12 protein-coding genes and 2 pseudogenes are annotated in these 20,266 nt (G+C 43.6%); 2 read left to right on the plus strand and 12 right to left on the minus strand.

Features of this window, described 5'->3' with window-relative positions:
- Window positions 1-91: 91 nt before the first annotated feature.
- The 4 genes and pseudogenes from MHH60_RS05605 to MHH60_RS05625 form a co-directional block, all read right to left on the minus strand.
- Complete coding sequence (locus MHH60_RS05605; RefSeq protein ID WP_076098916.1) at window positions 92-724, minus strand: carbohydrate-binding family 9-like protein; 633 nt, start codon at window positions 722-724, stop codon at window positions 92-94.
- 501 nt (window positions 725-1,225) lie between these two features.
- Window positions 1,226-2,173 carry a Gfo/Idh/MocA family protein gene (locus tag MHH60_RS05615; RefSeq protein ID WP_256719255.1) on the minus strand — a complete coding sequence of 316 codons (948 nt, stop codon included), beginning with the start codon at window positions 2,171-2,173 and terminating at the stop codon, window positions 1,226-1,228.
- On the minus strand, window positions 2,097-2,255 hold the full coding sequence (locus MHH60_RS05620; protein ID WP_248547758.1) for a hypothetical protein: 159 nt from the start codon (window positions 2,253-2,255) through the stop codon (window positions 2,097-2,099). The genes MHH60_RS05615 and MHH60_RS05620 overlap by 77 nt, the downstream gene beginning before the upstream one ends.
- Window positions 2,256-2,632: 377 nt before the next feature.
- Window positions 2,633-2,893, minus strand: a pseudogene (locus tag MHH60_RS05625) (sigma factor); the annotation flags it as partial.
- Between the two features lie 307 nt (window positions 2,894-3,200).
- On the opposite strand from MHH60_RS05625, the gene MHH60_RS05630 reads away from it, so the two are divergent.
- Complete coding sequence (locus MHH60_RS05630) at window positions 3,201-4,166, plus strand: NAD(P)H-dependent flavin oxidoreductase (protein ID WP_076137944.1); 966 nt, start codon at window positions 3,201-3,203, stop codon at window positions 4,164-4,166.
- Window positions 4,167-4,577: 411 nt separating this feature from the next.
- Here MHH60_RS05630 and MHH60_RS05635 read toward each other — a convergent pair.
- Window positions 4,578-5,011, minus strand: a pseudogene (locus MHH60_RS05635) (sigma-70 family RNA polymerase sigma factor); the annotation flags it as partial.
- A 907-nt stretch (window positions 5,012-5,918) separates the two neighbouring features.
- Between MHH60_RS05635 and MHH60_RS05640 the strand changes: the two are divergent.
- Window positions 5,919-9,077, plus strand: a complete 3,159-nt coding sequence (locus MHH60_RS05640) for an amidase family protein (RefSeq protein WP_081389137.1) — start codon at window positions 5,919-5,921, stop codon at window positions 9,075-9,077.
- Window positions 9,078-9,296: 219 nt separating this feature from the next.
- Here MHH60_RS05640 and sigK read toward each other — a convergent pair whose 3' ends face one another.
- The 7 genes from sigK to MHH60_RS05675 form a co-directional block, all read right to left on the minus strand.
- Entirely contained in the window at window positions 9,297-9,866 is a 570-nt protein-coding gene (gene sigK / locus MHH60_RS05645) for an RNA polymerase sporulation sigma factor SigK (RefSeq protein WP_445667982.1), read from the minus strand.
- A gap of 3 nt (window positions 9,867-9,869) precedes the next feature.
- Complete coding sequence (locus MHH60_RS05650; RefSeq protein ID WP_341161118.1) at window positions 9,870-10,067, minus strand: hypothetical protein; 198 nt, start codon at window positions 10,065-10,067, stop codon at window positions 9,870-9,872.
- A gap of 121 nt (window positions 10,068-10,188) precedes the next feature.
- Window positions 10,189-15,327, minus strand: coding sequence for a glycoside hydrolase family 66 protein (locus tag MHH60_RS05655; RefSeq protein ID WP_076136332.1), 5,139 nt, complete (start codon window positions 15,325-15,327; stop codon window positions 10,189-10,191).
- Window positions 15,328-15,548: 221 nt separating this feature from the next.
- Entirely contained in the window at window positions 15,549-16,535 is a 987-nt protein-coding gene (locus MHH60_RS05660; protein WP_256715157.1) for a LacI family DNA-binding transcriptional regulator, read from the minus strand.
- Window positions 16,536-16,712: 177 nt separating this feature from the next.
- Window positions 16,713-17,441, minus strand: a complete 729-nt coding sequence (locus tag MHH60_RS05665; protein WP_042125259.1) for a ThuA domain-containing protein — start codon at window positions 17,439-17,441, stop codon at window positions 16,713-16,715.
- A 15-nt stretch (window positions 17,442-17,456) separates the two neighbouring features.
- Window positions 17,457-18,506: a Gfo/Idh/MocA family protein gene (locus MHH60_RS05670; protein WP_256715160.1), complete on the minus strand. Its 1,050-nt coding sequence runs from the start codon at window positions 18,504-18,506 to the stop codon at window positions 17,457-17,459.
- A 124-nt stretch (window positions 18,507-18,630) separates the two neighbouring features.
- The gene (locus MHH60_RS05675; protein WP_076136328.1) at window positions 18,631-20,262 is read right to left on the minus strand and encodes a glycoside hydrolase family 13 protein; all 1,632 of its coding nucleotides are present in this window, start codon (window positions 20,260-20,262) and stop codon (window positions 18,631-18,633) included.
- Window positions 20,263-20,266: the final 4 nt, after the last annotated feature.

A 20,266-nucleotide genomic window follows, 5' to 3' on the forward strand; every position in this document is an offset into this window, starting at 1 on the left:
TGACATTTGTTCGATGTGTCTACTACGACAAAAAAACCTCCAACCCCGTATATGCGGCTTCGGAAGTTATTCATTAACCTGCATTTCGCAGTTACTCTAAGTACAGAATCCCAAAATCACAGCTTCTATGAAATTCTGGTTTGTTCGAATGAACTTTGCTCCATGTTCCAAAGTGCGGATAAACCGTTTCATCGCCGCACTTGTAAAAGTTTCCTCTTATCCTTTTCCCCGGCACTGCCCGAAAATCCGAAAAATAAGATTGTACCCATGCCCATGAGATCGAAAAGCTTAATTCCCAATACGCTTCCCCTTTATCATTAATCTGATCCGTGGTGGATAGGACTTGGAAAAGTGCTGGATTGATAGTGATTGGGAAGCGATCATACCGATCCGCTCCTATCTGCAAGAGAATTGCGCCATTCGCATTAAATTCGAAATTCATATAGCGCTGGTCCGAATCCGGAGTAGGCTGAAAAAAGAACTCGATGCAGCTATCCTTATACACAGGATCATTCATGTTTCTATATGTTCGTATTGGATTCTGTTCGTAAACCTTAAACTGAAGCTTCAGATCCTCCTGACTGTAATTTAATCTTGCTGTAACGACCGGGTTATATCCTTTAAGCCATTGATACTGTTTAATGATCTGGAAATCTTCTGTAACTGAAACATCCGTCTGATTTATCAGGCGGGAAATCACTAAGGTTTCTAATTTTCTTTCCATGGTTCATTCCCTTCGGTTGGAAATCCCACTAGGCTAACACAGCAAAACAACCCTATTAATTAACTTGATTATTTAGACCCGCGACTTACCGGTTTTCCAATACGCAGTCTCAATCCCCGAAATTTCGCACGGCCGTCTGCCGTTACCTGTATTGGCGGATGATGGAACTGCACACTCTATATCCCCTCGGGCGCATCCCCCACTTCCCGATCGATGGTCAGATCCCCCCGTATCCGTTCTCCTGCAATGCGGCGAAATAGGCGTCGAAATCTACCTTCACCTCGCCGAATGGAACCTCCCGGAATATGGCTCCGGAGCTTACTAGCCCTGCAATCCGTTGATGATCCAGCGGGTGGTACCCGACGGCACCGTATACATCCCTCAGTTCGACTGACTGATGTCGGCTGCCGTACTTTGCATGGGTGTGGACAATTTATTCCTCAGCAGGTGTACACCATGCACCGGTTCATCCCCTGTTACCACCACCATGTTGGTCAACCCTTATTTCGCGCAAGGTAACGTAATTCCTTCATGGATCGCCCGGTCGGCTAAGAGAGCGATCTCCATCGCCCGGCAGGCTTCCTCCATTGCCGGTATAGGGGGCAAGTTGTTCTCCAGCATGGACAGGAAATAGTCCAGCTGGGCACCCGTAGGCTTTACGGAGAAGTCCATATTGATCTGCCGGACCGCTCCTTTCTGGTAGTCTTCGACCTCGATCAGATTCCCCAGATGCTGATCCTCTCGCGGTCGTTCGTTCTTGTATATGATGCGAATCCGGCCTGCCGGTCCGATAAATTCCTTCCGGTTATCAGTCGGAAGTCCCTTGCCCCACCCTGTCTCAAAGTAGCCGATGGAGCCGTCCGACAGACGGAGGGTCATGAGTCCGTAATTGTAAGTATACGGCGGGACTTCTTCGTAGAGACGCTGCCCGATCCCATTGACGCTTACTACGTCCGCCCCTGTAGCCCAACGCATCACATCGATATAATGGACGCCGCAATCCACGATCGGCGAGACGTCCCGGAGCAGGGATAAGTGGGAAGCCCAATTTTTGGAGGGCTTCAATTGGGATAGCCGGATGACCAAAGGGAAGCCGATGGCGCCCTCCCGGATCATCTTCATAACCGCCTGGTACGTAGTGTTATGGCGAAGGATGTGACCGATCAGCACCTTGGTTTTAGCTCCACGGGCCAGCTTCATGAATTCCTGTGTTTCCCGTGCATTGCCCGCCATCGGCTTCTCGCATAGGATATGCTTCCCTGCAGCGAGACAATCTTTTGCGATCCCCAGATGGGAGGACGGGTACGTGGCGATAATGACCAGATCCACATCATCACGCTCTATCAAGACCCGGTAATCCGTGCTCCAACACTCAGCTCCGTATTGGCTTGCCACTAAGGAGGCCCTGTCCCGGTTCCAATCCGCCACGCCGATCAACCGGACCCGCACCTGTCGTGATATCGCGTCCAAGTGGAGAGAGCCCATATAACCGCAGCCTATCACGACCGCCCCGTACCTTTTCATGATGCATCCATCCTATCCTTCTCACTCGCGGAGGTTATTTTATGTTGATCCAAGCTCCTTGTTATGATACCTTGTCACCTTTATTATATAGGAATGATGGATATTTTTATTTAGCAAAGAAAGTTACTTTTTGCACGATTCCGTTATTCCTTCTAATTCTATGTAGGGGAGGGGCTCGGTTCATAGGTTCTTTCTTCTATCGTTTGCCGCAAGGTCTGCCATTTTTGTACGATGTATGCGGAACTTCAACCCTATAGATCGCCAATGCTGGGCGCACATAAAAAAGCAACTCCCTTTTTGCAAGTCGCTTTTAAAACACTCTATAGTGAATCTTAAGTTATTATCTAATATCCTCACCGCTTCGCCTTATAAAACTCATGATACAGCTTCAGAGCCAAGGATATCGATAAGTGTAATTTCATTACCTTCTTTGTCCGTCCCAATTGGATCATGCAGAGATACATCTTTACGAGTTTTCTTGAGCGAACGTAGGTGCATTAGGATTTCGTTTTCAATACAACGTGCTGCAAATGTGGCTAGTTTGGTTCCTTTGTTCGGACGATAGCTCTCGATGGCTTTAATCAAACCAATGGTTCCGATGGAGATTAAGTCCTCCATGTCTTCTCCGGCATTATCGAATTTTTGAGGTTGTGGACACGATACGATGTCAAAATCCACTTTCTTGATAGAAAAGCGTTGATAGAAGTATGAAGGTTTTACCGGATGGATGGCTCTTTTTTGTTATTCATTGTCCTTTTTTAATAGTCACTTCGTTTTCTTAAATTTTCACTTGATATCAACAACTTAAAGAAAACAGTTGAAAGACATGATATTTAACATAGTTTGAACATGTTTACAGTCACATCCGGGAAAGAATTAGCTGTGTTACGATATATCTTATTACTCTAGAGGAGTATTAATAATGTCAACAACTTGCAAAAGAGGTGTGTAATTGAAACTTCCAACAATCCAATTCGGACATATTAAATCGAGAGTTCCTGTTATTCAAGGTGGAATGGGTGTAGGCATATCCTTAAGTGGACTAGCCGCTGCTGTAGCCAATGCAGGCGGGATCGGCACCATCTCTGGTACAGGGATCACTCCTGATGAGCTGAGAATGCATATTCGCAAAACAAGAGAACTCTCTAAAGGGAATGGCTACATCGGTGTGAATGTACTATTCGCAGTGAAGGACTTTGCCGAAAAAATGAAGATTGCTTTGGAGGAAAAGGTTGACTTTATTATTTCCGGAGCCGGAATTTCTAGAGATATTTATGCTTGGGGTAAAGAATATGGTACTCCTGTCGTAACTATTGTTTCATCCGCCAAATTAGCCCGAATTTCCGAAAGACTTGGTGCCTCCGCAGTCGTTGTGGAAGGGTTCGAAGCTGGAGGCCATTTAGGTACAGACAGATCCATGTTTGATATCCTTCCTGAAGTCTTAGAGACCGTTTCGATTCCTGTTATTGCTGCCGGTGGAATTCTAACAGGGGATGATATCGCAAAAGCCCTTCGGATCGGCGCATCTGGTGTTCAAATGGGTACCCGTTTTGTGGCTAGCCTTGAGTGTGATGCTCCCTTAGCCTTCAAGCAAAAGTATGTAGATGCTCAGCAAGGAGATACTGTCCTAATCAAGTCTACTGTGGGTCTAGAAGGTAGAGCGATTCGGAATGAATTTACGGACCGGATCAGTAATGATGCCAAATTAAAGATAGTCAAATGCTATAATTGTCTAAAGGTTTGTTCACATCGCTTCTGTACAATGGAATCCCTGCTCACTTCCCTTAGAGGAGATGTTAAGAACGGATTGGTTTTTGCTGGGTCCAGAGTTCATGAGATTAAAGAGATTTTGTCCGTACAGCAGATTATCGACAATTTAATGAATGAGTATCAAGGGGCACTGAACCCGACAACTTAAGGTTGTTATAAGATTCAAAAGCACGATTAACCACTTAAGCAAGCTTGGGATTTCCGAGCATAAGTGGTTTTTCATTTCGCTTGATACTCAAATTTAGTTATATTTAATAAGCTTTTGTGTTGTATTTTACTAAAGATTTCCGTACCTTTCTTTTTAATTGCAACAACAGCTAAATATCTTCACAGCCAAAATGCAATATGCCCAATACCCAGGATAATCGCAAAAGATGACTGGATATATGTACTTTTCAAAGCACCACTTAACAATTCGCCCTCTCCCTTTCTCATGTATTTTTATGAGTTGGTTTAATACAAAAATTCGCTGAACTATATCTTCTCTAAAAAATTCTAATATGGTCCTTGAAGCTTTCTATGTATGCCGGTTAACGGATACTACCTTGTGATTATGAGTTTACCGCTTAGCCTTATAAAACTCATGATAAAGCTTCATGAGCGCCCTCTTCTCTATCCTCGAAACATAACTCCGCGAGATCCCCAGCTCTTTGGCAATCTCCCGCTGCGTCATCCAGAATATCAAGGTTACGATATATCTTACTCTTTTTCGATCTTCAGATCGACTTCTTTAATGACATCATCAGCTTCGGAGCCAAGGATATCGATAAGTGTAATTTCATTATCTTCTTTGTCCGTCCCAATTGGATCGTGCAGGGATACGTCTTTACGTGTTTTCTTGAGCGAACGCAGGTGCATCAGAATTTCGTTTTCAATACAACGTGCTGCAAATGTGGCTAGTTTGCTTCCTTTGTTTGGACGATAGCTCTCAAAAGCTTTAATCAGGCCGATGGTGCTAATGGAGATCAGATCCTCCATGTCCTCCCCAGTGTTATACGAATTTCTTGAGGTTATGGACACGATGTGATGTCAAAAAAATAAGCCAATTACGATCGATTCTGATTCGAATTGGTTTCCTTTTGCATATTATATTTAATTTGTAGTTTCCGATTGAGTTCTTGCGTACATCCTGGTAATCCATTTAAATAACACTTTACTTGATCAATCAACTCTAAGTGAGATATCAGATTATTCATACTTGTTAAATTGCGTCTAACAATATCCTCGGTTTCAATATGATAGCCACCGTTTTTCACACGTAGAGCGATACATTCAATATTTAGCCGAACATCTGCTAGTCCCATATAAAACACAATAATTTCAAAGCCTTGTTCCTTTGCATCCTCATCTGCCTTATAACGTTACCACCCGCTAAAATGGTTTCCACAATGAAATCCCACTTATTCCAGATACACTACCTGGCTATTCTTATGGCTTCTTTCCCAGCAGAAACTTCACTCTTTTCAGGATGCCCATTAGTGATCTTACGGCTATGCATCTGGAATCATCAGTGATTCTGCTTTATGCCATACTCCGATATAGAATCTTCCACTTTCATGAAATGAAAAACATAATATTCTCCGTTAATTTTTAGCTGTTCCTTTTCTTTTTTATTTCGTCAAATTCACATAGAGATAAGTGAAATTCAAGGTTTTTGGTGATGCAGCTGGATGATGATACTCAATATCCTATGGATTCTCCAAAAACTATCATAAAATGTAATATATTTAACACAATAGTTTACATATATATTACACAAAATAATTAAAAGAGCCGTTTTTTTCTTTTTACAAACTTAAAATATATTAAATTCATAATATTCATTGACTGAAATAAATACTAGTGTTATATTTCCTAACATTAAATAATAAAATACATACAGGAAAAGGAGATTACGCACATGGATAAGTTCAAACGTCTACGTGAAACTAAAAGAGAGTATTCTGGTTCCACCCGATCTGAATATTCACCAGCAAAAGAAAATTGGAGTAAAAAACAATTTATAGCTACTTCAATTGTGTTATCTGTTATTGCTACGAGTGTAATTCCGTTCCAAACAGCTGACGCTTTAACTAGAGTTACTTCAGAAAGTGGCACAGTATGGGAGATTCACGATGTTTTTGCTCCTAGCTTAGACACAGGAAGTTTACGTACAGTTGGTGCTACACAAGTACAAGGTTTCGGCAATATCTTTGTTAAAGTGTCCTCGCCTTCAGCTCCACTGATGAATGGTCAAATGATGCGTGGGTTTGACTTGAAATATGACGGCGTTAATAAGTTTACTTCGGCTCAATCTGTAAATCTAGGAAATGTAACTGTAACACGTGAGGTGTATGTGGATACTATTCATAATCGAACGAGATTCTTTGATACTTTCACTAATAAAAATGATGTGGCAATAAAAGTTGATGTATCATTCGGTGGCTCTTTAGGATATGGTACAACAACAAATGCTTCAGTAGTTAAGGCAACCTATTCAGGCGATCAAAAGGTAACTACAGATGATTCATGGATTGTTGTAGATAGTAGCGCCAAAAACAATAAGCCGCTAGGCGTTGCAGTGGGATCTCCAAAGCCGTTTGATAATGGATTAACCGGTCTAGGTAATCAGCAACAGGATCCATTCACAATACCCTTAGCTGAGCATGGAAATGAAGCGAATTTCTATGGGTTCATTAACACATTAAATATTAGGCCGGGTGAGTCGAAGTCCCTAGTAAATTATGTACAAGTTGGAGAAGCTGGTGAAGAAGGATTAAAAAATCTGGTTGCTAGTCTAGATGGACTTAATAGTCTGCTAGACGTAACCGGATTAACAAACGCACAAATTCGTTCAATTAGCAACTGGGATATATCTGCTATAGAGGGACTTGATACTGGAGATCATCTGGTTATTCCAAATGCTCCTGCACCTAAAGAATTAGTAACTTCATCGCCGTATGATGTTAAGAATAAATCCATTGCAGAAATGCAGCAGGATATGATTAATGGCAAAACCACTTCTGTACAAATTACTCAAGCCTATTTAGATAGAATCAAGGTATACGATGAGGGGCAATTGGGATTCCATGCATTCCTGCATGTATCTGAAACTGCGCTTAACCAAGCAAAAGCTGCTGACGATGCCCGTGCACAAGGTGTACAAGGTGATTTATTGGGTATTCCAATTGCGATAAAAGATATTTATGATACAAAGGATATGCCTACTACCGGTGGCAGTAAAGCTCTTGAAGGCTGGCAGCCTGATTCTGATGCATTCCAAGTGAAAAAACTGCGGGAAGCTGGAGCTGTAATTATTGGTAAAGTAAATACTTCTGAGTTTGCTAACAGCGGAAGCTTTAGTGAAAGCGGCTGGCAGCAAACATGGAATGCACTCTATCCATCGAAAACATCTTTTGGCTCAAGCGGCGGGTCTGCAGTATCTGTTGCAGCTGATTTTGCAGCAGCAGCAATGGGATCGCAAACAGGGGTATCTCTCTATGCACCAACTACAGGCGCTAGCTTAAAAAGCTTCCGGGGTACAGACGGTATAGCAAGTACTACAGGTGTACTGCCACTCACTTGGGGACAAGATTATGCAGGTCCCATTGCTAAAACAGTAACTGACCTAGCCATTATATTGAATGCTACAACGGGTACGGACCCACAGGATATTTTCACAGTCACTGCTGATGCAGATCATAAGCGTCCAGTGGATTGGAAGGAATCTCTGGATGCTAATGCATTGAAAGGAAAGAAAATTGGATACATTCCTGCATCCTTTGTATCTGCATATGCTGATGATGATACTGGACAGGCAGTGATGGATAAGTTCTCAGAGCTTCAAGCAGCGGGTGCGACTATGGTTGAAATGTCAGCTGTACCATCAGGCCCTAGTCGTCCTTCAGGTATTAATGGATCTACTGAAGGTTGGGCACGTTATATTGAGCTTCATAAGGACTTCCCTTATATTGATGGAGCAAGTGTACTAGCTTCAGATAAAGTGCTTATCTATAACCAAAGAGGATATAGTACCCCAACTCGTATGACTGAACAGGCTGTACAAGATTACATTAAGTATAGAACTGACTATAAGGAAGTTATCAAAGGCTGGATGGACGCGAATGGTGTTGATGCTGTTGTTTATGCAGGTTTTATTAGCGACGTATATAACAATGACGCAGCAGCTTCTCAATTAAGTTCAGACCGTAACACAGGCGTATTAACCTCTACTATGGGACTACCTACGGTAGTTGTTCCTGTAGGAACGAATGACAGCGGATATTCTATCTCTATGCAACTGGTTGGTAGAGCATGGGACGATGCAAAAGTTTTAGGCATGAGCTACGCTCTTGAGCAACAAAGTCAAGCTAGACTACTTACAACATTTGCTCCAGCACTTCAATACGTTTCAAACACTACTAATCCTGATCCAAACACAGATAATGGACCAACCCATCCAAATACTGGAGGAGGTACAGTGACACCTCCAGCAATAACAACGCCTATAGAAACACCGGCACCTGCAGAAACAATAACACCAGCAGATAAGCCGAAAGTTGTTAGTTTTGTAGATACAATGAATCATTGGGCAAAAACAAGCATTGACGCACTAATTGCTAAGGGATTATTGACGGGATATTCCGATGGAACATTCCGCCCAAATTCAGGTTTGACTCGTGCGGAAGCCATCAAGGTAATTGCAACGCACATGGGACTTGAAGGACATGAAAGTAACTTTACAGATGTAGCTTCAACTCATTGGGCGAATAAGTTTATCGGTGCAGCTGCCGGATCAGGCTTGATGAACGGATATAGCGACGGAAGCTTCCGTCCAGATGAGAAGATTAGCCGTAGTGAATTAGCGGCACTAATCACTCGAGCCTTTAAGCTAACTGGTACTGGAAACACATCATTCAAAGATGTTAAAAGAAATGCATGGTATTATGATTCCATCGATGCACTCGCATCCAATAATATTATTACAGGGTACGCAGACAGTACATTTAAACCTGAAAAAGATATTACTAGAGCTGAGTTTGCAACTATTGTATCCAGATTACTAGAAACTACTAATTAAAATAAGTTCAATTATAAATGACAGAGTACTTGAGTAACCACGTTTACAGGAAGGGCCATCCCGAAAGGGATGGCCTTATAACTTGCCGTTACAGATAGTGCGATGAACCGTATCATAAGTAGGGCGAACCCTATCCACACACAAAACGACTCATCCGTAGATAAGTCGCTTTTTAGGTTTTATTATTAATAGATTATTACTGTGTAATTGTCATCAGTCTTACCGCTTCGCCTTATAAAACTCATGATAAAGCTTCATTAAGGCCCTCTTCTCTATCCTCGAAACATAACTCCGCGAGATCCCCAGCTCTTTGGCAATCTCCCTCTGTGTCCTCTCTTCTCCACCTGTATCCAGCCCAAACCTACCCACCACAACTTCTTTCTCCCGGTCATCAAGAATATCTAGGTTACGATATATCTTACTCTTCTCGATCTTAAGATCGACTTCTTTAATGACATCATCAGCCTCGGAGCCAAGGATATCGATAAGTGTTATTTCATTACCTTCTTTGTCCGTCCCAATTGGATCGTGCAGGGATACGTCTTTACGTGTTTTCTTGAGCGAACGCAGGTGCATCAGAATTTCGTTTTCGATACAACGGGCAGCAAAAGTGGCCAGCTTTGTGCCTTTGTTCGGGCGGTAGCTCTCGATAGCTTTAATCAAGCCGATCGTGCCGATGGAGATCAGATCCTCCATGTCTTCGCCGGTATTATCGAATTTCTTGAGGTTGTGGACATGATACGATGTCAAGTTTATTAGGTAACTCGAGTGTTCGATCGTACAAAACAGTAGTCACCACCCTAATTTCCCTCCGAAGCTTCTACCAGTAGTTTTAGGCAACATTCTTCGCTTTCCGAAAAATAAATTCAAACCTATCATCGCGGCGAGTAAGCGATCCCTGATCTTCTGAAAAGGTGCCTGCAATTCAAGCATCTTTTCTTCAAAGCGGCCTCCTAGACCTGAATTGTCAGCAGCACTATGATACTCCATACCTTGTCCGTATGACCTGAGGGCTAGTAAAAAGCGACCACAAGTAAATGAATCTTTAAACAGAACAGCTAGTAAAAAAGAAGCAGCAACAATTTCTGCCGCTTCTTTAAATTAATAGAATCTATCGGTTTATCAGATTCAGCATCCGATCAATTGCTTGTGCAATCTCTGCACGGGTGCTTGGGTTCAGAGGAGAAAACTGACCGTCTGTATTTCCTACAAACAATCCAGATGAAGTTGCGAGACGTACCGCCAGCCGAGCCCATTCAGCAATATCTGAAGCATCAGAATACTCAGCAGTAATATTGCCTGCAGCCTGTCCTCCGGCATATTGATACGCCCGTAAAAGCAAGACCGCCAATTCCTGGCGTGTGACAGGTGCATCAGGTGAGAATTTCTCCGCCGTCCGACCATGAATTAGTCCGTTGCTGTAAGCGGCTGATAACTCCGCCGCGTACCACGAGGAGTCAGGCACGTCTGCAAATACAGCCTTGTCTCCGCTAGTCTGAAGACCCAGCGCACGCACCAGCATAACTGTAACTTCCGCCCGTGTAATGCTTACGGATGGAGAATAATGATTCGCTGTCCTGCCAGTAACGACGTGTTTGGCCACCAGTGAAGATATTGCTTCGTAAGCCCAATGGGTACTAGGCACATCGGAGAATGTTTTCAACCTCTCATAAACAGCGAACTCACCTTGATTGTTCAGTTGGGCCTGCAGGGTGCCGGCAGAAGAATCAAATACTCCCCCTGCGTACCTATATAGCCCATCTCCCTGTTCTATGATGTAGAGCCCCAACAATTTCCCCTTAAGCTTAGCATTCGTTACCTCTAGTTTCACAGTCGCTTGCAGACTCAATCCCGGCGTCGCTAGGCTTTTTCCGTTTTTATCTTTGATTCCTAACACGAGTGTGTACACCTTGCTTTTCAGAGTATACTCCTGAGAAGGGCTCAAAACACCGTTAGACGGAGCCCCCGCCTTGCCTATTCTCAGCTCAAGATAAGCCCCTTTACCGCTAGAATCTGCCGCGGCAATCTCCTTCAGCTTGTCTGCCTTCCAAATCATTGAGAGTCCATCTGTTTGGATGACCAAATTGCGTGAGCCAATTAATTCTCCAGCATTTAGCGGTAGCAGTATGGATTTTATCTGCTCATTTATTACAATATCAACAGTTTCACCTTGAGCGGATTTCAGCTCTTGCTCGGAGATCATCCGTGTTTCACCCATCTGCACCGCAGTCGCTACCGGCGCTGCATCTGCCGAAGTTCCTGGCTTTGCCGGATTTGTTGGCGTTGGTGAAGGTTCTGGTGTTGGTGAAGGTTCTGGTGTTGGTGAAGGTTCGTTCCCTTCATCTGGGAACAGCTTCTGAACCTCTGACTGCCGCGGTTGATAATCGACCACAAGCATCGTCCAGTATTCGACGCTTGGAACATTCAACACAATCTGATCTCCATCCCAAGTGTAATCCAATTCCTGCATCGTTCCCCCGTTTAGATCAGGGGTTGCCGCAAAAACCTTGAGTCCAGAAGCATCTTGAGCAGACAGGCGAACCGGATAAGTCACTTGCAAATTGTGCTGCACATCCGGCTCATTGGCTGAATTTCTCCAGTTAGAGTCATTGTTCAGCAGGTTCACCAGATGGACTACATCATAGGATTGATAACGCTCGTTCTTATTGTCAGATCGAACAGTGTACCATAGCGTATTTTCTGAACCGTCTCGGCTCAGCTCAACCTGCTGTCCCGCGGTATCTTTGACAGCAATCTCTCTATCATTGACTGCCTGGCTGTCATACAAGAGATTTTCATACGCGGCAAAGAATTTGTAATAATCCTTCATTATTGTCTTGGTGCTCTGATTCACCTTTTTACTGCGGTTCGGATAATACTCGTTGGCAAGCATATTGGGCCCTTCAGCGATATGATCTGCCGTTCCGAGTTCAATATGAGTTGCCCCCATAACTGAGAGCGCAGCGTCCATTAACCGAACGGACGGCTCGTTGAAATAGCCTGCAGTCACACCCCGGAGTTGGATCATGCCTGCTGTGTCATCCTCTTCCATTTTCAGCGTGATCTTGTGGTTACCTTCTTCCATATACGGTACAATCACATAGGCCTCTTCGGAATAATCGTCCAGACTGCCTGTGCCGTTAAATGCAACGTCAAGATCATTGCCATTGCTGTCCTTCGCCCGTACGCCATCAATATAAAGGGAGCGGTTTGTATACTCTCCGGCATTGGAGTACGTAAAGATCAGGCTTTGTTCTCCCGATTGAGGAATGGATATCGGATAAGTAACCTGCTGTCCTACCTCGCTGAAGTTGAGTACCGTATCCTTATAAAGGGAGAAGGCCGAATCATTTTTCTCCTGAGTGGATTCCGCTTCGTACATTCTGGTTATTGCTTCCGGCCCATCACTGGTTACTTTCAGTTTGTCCACTTTGATACCGCTGTCTGTCCCTTCCGTCATTTGAATCACAATCTGATTCCACCCTTGAACCAGGGAAATTCCGGTTTGGACTGTTTCCCCCCATTGGCTGCCTGACGTTGGTGCAAAAGATGCCAAGGTTCCTGCAGGATCGCCTGAATACACGCTGCGGCTGACTGTTGCTGCTCCATTATTCTGATAGACCCAACCGAGTGTATACAGTCCAGCTTCAACCGCATTTACATTGAATACTATCCGGTCATTCTCATTGTTGAACTCCGAGACATAACCGACAACCGCAACTACACCATTCTTCATTTCTGCGTCGCCTGTACTGTATTCATAATCACCGGCGACAATCCCGCCAACATTAATATACTGTCCGGAGGATTCCATCTTCAGTGTAATCTTGTGCTTCCCGGGCGGAATGTTTACGAACAACTCTTTTGCTTGCATAGGACCATCCCATTCTCCCGGCGTCTTAGCAAAAGTTATATTCTGGGCATCCGGAGCAGGCTCTCCATCAACAAGCACCGACATAACCGGACTGTTGCCTCCATGGTACATAACCGTCAACGTGTTCAGCTGCTGTTCGGCATACACCGAGTATGTTACCGTCTGGCCGCTTTGGCCGAAATTGTCAGTTTTGCTCTCCGTGAAAGTAACGCTGTTGGTCTGCGGCAGTTCAGCTTCAGCTGCTTCATATCGCTGTCCATTAAGGGTCATATAGCGTAACTTAATACCCAAGTCATCTTTGGGAGCCTTCAGTGTAATCGTGTTGACGCCTGCATTCAGATAGACGCTTGCCATATTCTCCTTGCGGGCAAACTTTGTCCAGTCTCCCTGTCCAAGGAAAGAAACTTCGCCTTGGGATTCATTGTTGACCATGAGTGTACGGCTGACTTCCTGCCAATCGGAAGCGTAACTAAATCCGAGCGGGTAGTTACCCTCAGTAGGAACCTGTACATGGAATGTCACATAATCATTTTTGGTATCAAAATAGTAAACATGGCTGTACTGGTCCACCTTTACAGTATCGAGTTTTGCATCCACTGCATCGTAAGATTGCTTAATGTCTTGTCCTTGTACCTCGAGACTATGCAGATTAAGCCACAAACTGTTCGTATTCAGTGTAAGCTTAACCGTATTGTTACCTTCCTTCAGCGTTGCCGTCACTTCGGCTGTCGCCGAAGGATTCCCCCAACCGGTGTTAGCACTGAATGGAATTGCAGCAGCCGCAATTTCATTGTTAACAGTAAGCTTTCCTTCAGGGTAACCTGAGCCGTTACCCTGTCCATAATGGAGAAGAAGCTTATACATACCGGTGGCAGGCGCATTAACCGTAAATGTAACCGCATCCGTATCCTTGCGACCGAAATTCCCCACCCAGCTGTCCTGAACTTTGGAGATCCGGGATTGATAATTTACAGCAGCAGGAACATCCTCGGCTTCCGTTCCACGTGTTTTCACACCTGTAGCCTCTTTCATATTCATATAACCCGCAATTACCATTGCCTTGCCGCCGTTTTTCGCCCGTGTATCCTCCACTACCTTCTGAAGATCACTGTACTGATTACGGTCATGCCATATTTCGCTGTAATCAAAGTCTGTCTTTGTATCCGGATCTGGCACAGCACTGTAATCTAAATTCCCTCCCACCATGTTGAATGTGACATCACTTTTTGCCGGATTATTTTCTACCAGTGATTTTTTAACCGAGTTTATCAGCTTGTCATAATCCAGGGAATAATAGCGTTTATTTCCATTGTAATCATAGAGATGACTATTATCATTGGCTCCCCATTGGTCCAGATGGATGCCGTCAAATCCAAAGACATTTACAGCACGGTCAAACTGTTTGGTAATATAATTCTGCCACTCTACATTCCCAGGATCCTGAAGATAGAGGGCTGTTTCTTTACCGTTGAAATCGAAGTGATAACCGTTTTGGCTCTGCTGCGGATTGGTTTTATCAATATTTTCACTGCCATAAAGCCCCCACTCCGGACTAACGCCATAGTCTTCATAATTTTCCCGAGCCGCATAGTTCATCTCATAAGCCATTGCCGCTGAGCCGTATTTCTGGGCAGCCTCTACCTGCTGTTTAATCGTAAGCGGATACAATTCCCGGTTTAACAGATCCAGATAATGAGTATCAGCGTTGATCTCCTCATCGACAAAATTTCCTTCACTGTCCTTTAGCGGTTTACCATCTGCATCAGTTTTGGAGTAAACGGACACATCGTGTCTCCACATCCAGTCATAAAATTGATAACCATTAAGATAATAATCTTGTGACAACTGTTTTAGTTTGGCATCACTCTGCGCTGCAGTCTCACTGCTGAATTCACTTGTGTACCCGTATCTCGGGTATCTCTTCCAGTCACTTGAAACATCTATAGCCGCCGTAACATAATCATGATCAGCTGCTCCGCTTACCCACGCTTTTACCAGATAACCGGTAAAATCATCATCAGGGGTCTTCCATTTAATCGACAAGTCACCTTGTCCTTTCAAGACGGTAATCGGTTTACTCCCTTTGGCGATCAGCGTATTCAGGTTGTAGATCTCAACGTTCAGCTTTCCCTGCCACTGTTCGTCATCCTTCAATTTGAGGATAAGTTCGGCCTCTTCACCTGGGGAATAACGAGCTTTACTGACCCCAAGGTATGTAATCGCTTTCAAAATTGACTGATTGCTTAATGTGCTCCCACTCTCATTGTCTGCATGCACCGTTGATGGTCCCAGCGGACCCGCAGACAGAGGGAGTGCTAACTGCGCCGAAAGGATAAGTGTGAGTAATGCAATGTAAGGCTTCTTCTTGTTCACCATTATATTTCCTCCATCTTGTGATTTATTTAGAATAGGACACATTGCCCAGTCCTACTTCTATATTGTTTATGAAGCAAGTGTCTTTCCGTCAGCAATTAGATCAACCGTAGTATAAAAAACTATATTTTGACGAGATTTATATTTAGAAAACAACTTTATGTCACATCGTCTGAATGTCTCTGAAATGAATGTAAACGTTTACCCAATAAATAATATAAAAATCAAATTATTGTACGCACTGTTTCCCGCTCAACAATATAATGATTCATGAGAGTGCTGTTTGGTAATTCCAGAGGTTTCTCTATCAGAGATAATAACTTTTCCACCGCCAATCGCCCCATTTGATCCAACGATTGATGTACTGTCGTTAAGGGAGGAGATATAATTTTTGATAACATCAAATCATCGTAGCCAATCATAGAAAGATCCTCTGGTATTTTCAACCCTTTCTCAAAGGCCTTTCCCATGGCTCCAATTGCCATTTCATCACTAGCTGCAAATACTGCAGTAAACGGCGGGGCTTCACTCAATAGTTTTTCCATAGCCACACGGCCACTTTCCATATGAAAATCTCCGTAAGCTATTCTGGCCTCGTTAAATATAAATCCTTGTTCCTCGAGCGCTTGCCGGTAACCTTCCACACGAGGAATTCCCGCTATCATATCAGATGGCGTTCCAGCAATCATAGCAATATTATAGTGCCCTTTATTGATTAAATAGGAAGTAGCTTGATAGGCAGCAAGTTTATCATCTACTTTTACAAAAGGGATGGTGTACTTTGAAGAATATGCATTGACGAGCACTAAGGGAGTTTTCTTCTGTCGTAATTGAAGATAATATTCATCCTTCAAAACTTCGCTTGTAAATATTACTCCGTCCACTTGTTTTTCCTGGAGCATCTCCAGACAGTTTTTTGTTCTTTTGCCATCCTCACCAGTATTGCAAACAATGACCATATAATCCTTATCATAGGCAGCCTTTTCAATCCCATGAAGAATACCACAAAAAAAATCACTTGCTACGCCGGGGAAAAGCACTCCTAAAGTTCTTGTTTGTTTATTAATGAGTCCTCTAGCTACTCCGTTAGGATAATAACCCAGTTCTTCCACAGCCTGAAGTACATTGAGCTTAGTATTATGAGAGTAACCTTCTAGATTATGAATAACCCTTGATACTGTACATACTGAAACATTGGCTGCCTTAGCCACATCTTTAATTGTTGGAGTAATGACACTTTCCTCCTTCTTGCGAATGCATTTATTTATAAAATAAACGTTGCATCCTCTGAGCCCTTAATCTCAATAACAAACGACTTGCCCTCCTTATCAAGGGAGAGCAAAGTCTTGACACAAAATAATCATGATATGGTGACCATTGTTCACGCTTTAAGGAATAAGTTCCAACGGGGCTACACGTCCGTAAGAAACTTTAGGAAGTTCATCTTTTGCCGCCCAACGAATGCTGTTACTAATGACTTGAAGTACCTCAGGCTGGTGGTATACCGGGAAAGTCTCATGCCCTGGTCTGAAGTAAAAGATATTGCCTTGTCCTCGCTTGTAGCAGCATCCGCTACGGAACACCTCTCCGCCTTCGAACCAGGAAATAAAAATAAGCTCATCCGGCGCCGGAATCTCAAAACGTTCACCATACATTTCTTCCTTGTTAATTTCAATATACTCTCCAAGGCCCTTGGCAATCGGGTGTCCCGGCTCAATGACCCAGATTCGCTCCTTCTCACCTTCATCACGCCATTTCAGAGCACCAGTATTGGTACCCATTAAAGATTGGAATATTTTGGAGTTATGTCCAGAGTGGAGAACGATTAATCCCATGCCATTTAGCACCTTTTGACGTACCTTTTCCACAATTTCGTCACTAACCTCATCATGGGCTAAATGCCCCCACCATAACAATACATCTGTTTGTTCTAGCACCTCATCAGTTAATCCGTGTTCGGGATCATCCAAAACCGCTGTTTTTGCTTCCATATCTTCTTGTGTGTTCAAATAGTTGGCAAGTGCCATATGAATACCATCTGGATATATAGCTTTAACTTCTTCGTTGTGTCTTTCATGGCGGTACTCGTTCCATACTGTAATTTTGATTTTAGACATGATATGCCCTCCCCGTTATATTGAAATCCACCGTTGTTCAGTTAATGAGACAATAATTGAATCAATGGCATGTTGGTTTATATATCCGTCTTCCATATTGGCGTCGCATCCGTCGCCCTGTCCATTAACCAGATTAATAAAAGATGTCATTTGATCCACATGAAATTCTTCAGGAATATCTACTTTTATGAAGACCTCGCCGCCATCCTCAGAAGACTTAACATATAGTACATCCTCTTCTTCCAGGTTATAAAGAATCGCTCCCCGATCGCCGAAAATTTCCACTTGCTGAAAGTTTCCCCGCCCGAATGCGAATCTCGAAATGGCCATCGTGGACGAGGCTCCCCCTTCAAGCCGAGCCAGCACATGACAGAAATCATCAACATCCACCTCGCCCATGCCATCGCCTTCAAGTAGGGTGCGATCCTTGATAATCGTATCGGCATCTGCCATCACCCGTTCTACATTGCCCACAAGAAAACGTTGAAGGTCGAGCAAATGCGAACCTAAATCTCCAAGCGCGCCTGAACCGGACAGCTTCTTTCTGAATCTCCAGACTAGCGGAAGCCGCTCGTTAAGCCCCCAGCCTTGTAAATACTGACCGTAGACATGCTTGATCTCTCCTATTTTGCCCTGATTGATTAACCATTTCGCATATCTTACTGCCGATTTGTACCGATAACTGAAACAAATCATATGCGGTAGATGAGCCTCAGCCAGCAGATCACGCAACGCGGCAGCTTCCTGTACATCGAGAGTCACCGGCTTCTCTAGGGCAAACGGCTTACGATGCTTGATTGCCTCACAGGCTATTTCAAAATGGTTATAATTCGGCGTAGCGATCGTCACTGCTTCAAGTTCTGGGTCCGATAACATTTCTTTGTAATTCAAATATCTTCGTGCTTCCGGGATATTAAATTGTTCTCCCCTTCTCGCTAGTACCTCTTCATTGCAATCACAAATCGCCCATAGGATCGCCTCTTCATTCGCCAACAGACCGGAAATATGCATGTCTGCTATTCCACCTAAACCAATTACACCAATTTTCAGCTTTGCCAATTTCACCACCCTATCCTTTCTCAAAAAAATCTTCCACCTCTGTTTCATGCTATTAACGAAATTCTTCTATATATAGAAGAATTTAATTATGAAGGCAGCAATACCAAAAACCTAAACCGGGCAAGTTAACCTACGCGAGTTTGACAGAAAATGCCTCATAAGGCTGTAATTGTAGTTGCTTAAATTCCACGTTATCTCTAGAATAATTGCAAATAATCATTTCTTTGACCGGCCCCAGCTCTGGTAATTCCAGCTTCGTTATTTCTCCACTAAAATTGGCTGCTATTAACCAGATCTGTTCTTCATACCTGCGGAGATACATAAATACTTGATCCGGCACGCCCGCCACTAGTTCAAAGTCACCCCATACAACGATTGGGTTATTCTTCCTTAGTTCAATCAATTTACGGTAGCAGTGAAAAACTGAATCTGGATTCTTCAGATTTGCTTCCATATTAATTTCCGTATAATTTGGATTCACATGTAACCATGGCTCTCCTGTTGTAAATCCTCCGTTAGGACTACAATCCCACTGAATCGGGGTTCGGCCATTATCTCTTCCCTTCACATTAATGGAATTAATAATATCTTCTTTGCTGTACCCTTGGGCAATCCGTTCATGGTACATATTAATGGTCTCAATATCTTGCGCTTCGCTGATATCCTGAATCGGATAATTGGTCATCCCGAGCTCTTCACCTTGATAAATGTAAGGTGTACCCTTCATCAAATGTAGAAGAATCGCGAACATCTTTGCGCTCTCTACTCGATATTGCTTGTCGTCTCCCCAACGGGACACAATTCTCGGCAAATCATGATTGTTCCAGAACAGACTGTTCCAGCCCTCGTTTCCCAATTCAGTTTGCCATTTCGCCAGTACCCGTTTTAATTCGCTTACAGCCAAGGGCTTTAGATCCCACTTTTCTCCCCAATCCTGCTGATCCAGACCAATATGTTCAAATTGGAATACCATCGACAGCTCTTTACGGTCCGGATTGGAGTATAGCTTCGCCACTTCTGGAGTCGCTCCCCAAGTCTCTCCTACAGTCAGAACATCATGCTTTCCGAATGTCTCCCGGTTCATTTCTTGTAGATATTCATGAAGCTTCGGACCATTTCCTGTAATTTCCTGATCCGGTATTTTCCCGACCAGATCAATCACATCCATGCGGAATCCGCCAACGCCTTTATCCAGCCAGAAATTCATCATGTCCCATACCTCTTGCCGGACTTTACTGTTCTCCCAGTTCAAATCAGGCTGTCTGCGGCTGAACAAGTGCAAATAATATTGACCGCTCGCTTCGTCGAATTCCCAAGCTGATCCGCTAAATGTCGAACGCAGGGAATTGGGAACGCCGCCATCTACAGGATCCCGCCAGATATAATAATCTCTATAGGGATTGTCCTTTCCCTTACTTGCTTCAACGAACCAGGGATGCTCATCGGAGGTGTGATTAACAACCAAATCCATAATAATTCGAATGTTATGTAGCTTGGCTCTTTCGATTAAATCATCCATATCCTCCATGGTTCCGAATTCGGTCATAATATCCTGGTAGTCGCTGATATCATAGCCGTTATCGTCATTCGGTGATTTGTATACAGGACTAAGCCATATTGCAGTTATGCCGAGTTGCTTGAGATAGTCAAGTCTGTTGATAATTCCCCTGAGATCGCCGATTCCATCCCCGTTCGTGTCTTGAAAACTTCTAGGATAAATCTGATATATAACAGCTGTCTGCCACCATCTTGTATTATTCATATCA

The organism is Paenibacillus sp. FSL H7-0716, from assembly GCF_038002705.1.
In the GTDB taxonomy this organism is placed as follows: Bacteria; Bacillota; Bacilli; order Paenibacillales; family Paenibacillaceae; genus Paenibacillus_AQ; species Paenibacillus_AQ odorifer.